The organism is Streptococcus suis, from assembly GCF_002964045.1.
Lineage (GTDB): Bacteria > Bacillota > Bacilli > Lactobacillales > Streptococcaceae > Streptococcus > Streptococcus suis_U.
In genome coordinates, this window is the sequence record NZ_POPB01000470.1 from 1 (window position 1) to 3,560 (window position 3,560).

Here is a 3,560-nt window from a genome sequence, read left to right on the forward strand (position 1 = left end):
TACGAACTTTAAAACCAAGATATATATTGCTTTAAACATCAAAAATGAGAGAACGAATTTCGTCCTCTCTAGATGTTAGCTTTTCGTCTACCCACTACAGTTGACAAAGAGCCATTTTTTTGAATTAAAGAAGAACAGCTACATCTTGTAACTGTTCTTGTTGATTATTTGCGAACTTCTAGAAGTCCTAAATCTCCATCTTCACGTTTATATAATACGTTTGTAGTACCATCATTTGCATCAGTGTAAATGAAGAAGTCATGACCTAGTAATTCCAATTGGAGAATTGCTTCTTCTATATCCATTGGTTTTAAATCAACCTGCTTTGTTCTTACAACTTTTACTTCGTCTTCTGTTTCTTCAACTAAATCTTCTGCAAATACTTGACCTGTTGCAACTTTTTGGCGATGTTTTCTTTCAATTTTTGTTTTGTTACGACGAATTTGACGTTCAATCTTATCTACAACCAAGTCTATTGAACCGTACATTTCCTGTGATACATCCTCAGCTCGAAGTGTTATTGAGCCAACTGGAATTGTAACTTCAACTTTTGAGCGCTTATCACGGTAAACTTTTAGATTTACTTTCGCATTCAATTCTTGATCTTCATTGAAATATTTCTCAATCTTTGCAACTTTCTCTTCTACATAAGTGCGAAGTGCTTCTGTAACTTCAAGGTTTTCTCCACGAATACTGAATTTAATCATATTAGTACCTCTTTCCTGGCTTTCGCCTTTCTTCACTATTATTATATCACATTATTAAATAAATGCAAGCGTTTTCTCATCTTGATAGTGAAAATGTTTTGATTTCTTTCTGTCCGGTTTTCATGAAAAGACTTTTTGCAAGCTGAATTGTAGCTCCTGTTGTATAAATATCGTCAATTAATAAAATTTTTTCTGGGAGATTTTTTTCAACTAGTAGGTGAAATGTTTGTTCTGTTTCTAACCTCTCTTCTCGACTTTTGGAAGATTGCTTTTTACTATCTCGTTTGCCCAGCAACTCTTTATAAGGAATCTTAGCAGCATCTAGTAAACCAGTCACTTGGTTAAAACCTCGTTCTTCCAATCGTTCTTGACTGAGTGGAATGGGAACGATGGTATAGTCGGAAAAATCTGCTAGTGCTTCTTTGAGTTCTCTTGCAAATATTTTTCTGAGAACATAGTCGCCTTGAAATTTGTATCGGCTAAAATATGCTGCCATGGCTTCATTGTACTGAAAAATGGCCGTGTGGGATACTGATTTTCCTTGGCTTAGCCAGTAGTGACAATCCTTGCAGCTTCCTTCTTCCCCGCTTCTAAAACAATGCGGACAGTGTTGCTCTGCTATTTTTTCAAAAGTAGCCAGACAATCATGACAAACTCCTGACTGGGTTTTGCCAAAGAAAATAATCTCAGAAAAAGTTTGTCTAGTTTTCAAGTTTTGATCACATAGTAAGCAGTTAGACATAGCCGGCCTCCTTGTTCATTTGTTTGATTTCAGCAATGGCCTTTTCAATAGAGCGAGTAGACCCCTCGTGGAAAAACTGGAGTAGGCCAGTCGGACGATCCATACTTCTGCCGACTCGACCTGCAATCTGCACAAGACTGGACGAGGTATAGAGGTAATGATTAGCTTGGACAACGATGACATCTACACCTGGGAAGGTTACCCCACGTTCTAGAATTGTGGTAGAAATTAGGATTGTAATGTCTTTATTGCGAAATCCTTCTACTATTTCAAGACGATTTTCTGTTTGACTGGATACAAAGCCGATGGTTTCATCTGGAAATGTTTTTTCCATTATCTTAGCAAAATCTTGACCTTTGGAAATTTCTGGGACAAAAATGAGCAAGGGAAAGCCTGATTTTCTCTGTTCTTGAATCGCCTTCGTAAGTTTGGGGACCAGTTTATTTTGCTTTAGGTTGGCATCAAACTTGGAAAACCAAACCTTTTGTGGCACAACAAGTGGATTTCCATGAAAACGTCTCGGTAGGCTAAGCCGTTTTAATTTGCCGGTTTTGACTTTTTTATCCAATTCATCTGTTGATGTTGCTGTCAAAAATACTTGAACACCGTCTTCCTTGACCGCATTGTCTGCCGCTCGATAAAGCATGGGGTTGTCTGCGTAGGGGAAGGCATCTACTTCATCAATCAAAACCAGATCAAAGGCCTGATAAAATTTTAACAACTGATGTGTCGTTGCAACAACGAGAGGCGTTCGGAAATAGGGTTCGGACTCTCCGTGTAAGAGACTAATGGGGACTGAAAAGTCATTTTGCAGTCGTTTATAGAGTTCGATGCAGACATCAATTCGTGGACTGGCCAGACAGACTGCCCCACCTTTGTCAATCACAGAGGCAACCGTGTGGTAAATCATTTCTGTCTTTCCTGCTCCTGTTACTGCATGAACCAAGGTCGCTTGTCTTTTTTCAACATTTGCTAGCAAGCCGTCAGAAATTCCTTGTTGCCAATCGGTTAACGTCCCCTTCCATTTCAAACAAGAATTTACAGGAAATTCTTTCTGTGGAAAATGGTAGAGTGTTTCATCTGACCGTACTCTTCCTAGAAGCAAACAGGCTCGACAGTAGTAGGCATTGTTTGGCAACTTGTTTTCTTCTTCAAAAGCCGTTCCACAGCGAAAGCAGGCATTCTTTTCTGAGACACTGGATAGCTTCTCTGCTTTTTCTCGCTCTGCTGGGGTCAATTGGTATTTGGTAAATAGTCTTCCATAATAATTTTCTAATTCTTTCATCACTTATTTATTCGGAATTTCTTGTCAGTTTTGAAAAAAATTAGTACAATTTGCTTATGAAAGAATTTAAGACGATTAAAGAAGACGGTATTGTTGAAGAAGAAATTAAGAAATCTCGTTTTATATGTTTTATGAAGCGAGTGACCAGTGAGGAAGAGGCTCGCGACTTTATCAACAAGATCAAAAAAGAACATTACAAGGCCACCCATAACTGCTCTGCCTTTGTCCTTGGAGAAAATATGGAAATCAAGCGGTCCTCAGATGACGGGGAACCGTCTGGTACTGCTGGTGTGCCAATGCTAACGGTTTTAGAAAATCACGAACTGACCAATGTCGCAACGGTGGTTACTCGCTATTTTGGCGGCATCAAACTGGGTGCTGGCGGTTTAATCCGTGCTTACGCTGGAGCCGTGGCTAGTGCAGTCAAGGAAATCGGTGTTGTGGAAGTCAAGGAACAGGTGGGAATCTCCATCACCATGTCCTACGCCCAATACCAAGAGTTTGCTAATTGGCGTACAGAGCAAGGGCTGGAAGAATTTGATACCCAGTTCATGACTGAAGTTTCAACCATGGTTTTTGTAGATAAGGAATGCTTAGAACAAACCTTGGCAAGCCTGACAGAATTTTACCACGGTAAAGTTCAGGCAGAGAAGACTGACAGCCGAATTGTAGAGGTTCCTGTCCATTAAAAAAGACTATCGTTATGATAGTTTCAGACTGAAGACAAAGTCCTTAGAATTGATTTTCTAAGGGCTTTTCTTCGTATTTAGGAGTATAATATAAGAAAAAGGACTTATGAGGTTCTCCTATGCTACACAAAGAAAAA

General features: G+C 39.3%; 4 protein-coding genes. 1 reads left to right on the plus strand and 3 read right to left on the minus strand.

The features are described 5' to 3' along the window. Positions 1 to 164: 164 nt before the first annotated feature. The 3 genes from hpf to C1E99_RS12090 form a co-directional block, all read right to left on the minus strand. A complete protein-coding gene (hpf, locus tag C1E99_RS12080) occupies positions 165 to 707 on the minus strand; it encodes a ribosome hibernation-promoting factor, HPF/YfiA family (RefSeq protein ID WP_105108065.1) in 543 nt (180 codons plus the stop codon). A gap of 76 nt (positions 708 to 783) precedes the next feature. Continuing rightward, complete coding sequence (locus C1E99_RS12085) at positions 784 to 1,449, minus strand: ComF family protein (protein WP_105207680.1); 666 nt, start codon at positions 1,447 to 1,449, stop codon at positions 784 to 786. Continuing rightward, positions 1,442 to 2,734, minus strand: a complete 1,293-nt coding sequence (locus C1E99_RS12090; RefSeq protein ID WP_105207681.1) for a DEAD/DEAH box helicase — start codon at positions 2,732 to 2,734, stop codon at positions 1,442 to 1,444. Before C1E99_RS12090 ends, C1E99_RS12085 begins: the two co-directional genes overlap by 8 nt. Positions 2,735 to 2,790: 56 nt before the next feature. Between C1E99_RS12090 and C1E99_RS12095 the strand changes: the two genes are divergently transcribed. Next, positions 2,791 to 3,423 (plus strand): YigZ family protein, encoded by a 633-nt coding sequence (locus C1E99_RS12095; RefSeq protein WP_161943246.1) that lies wholly within the window; start codon positions 2,791 to 2,793, stop codon positions 3,421 to 3,423. Positions 3,424 to 3,560: the final 137 nt, after the last annotated feature.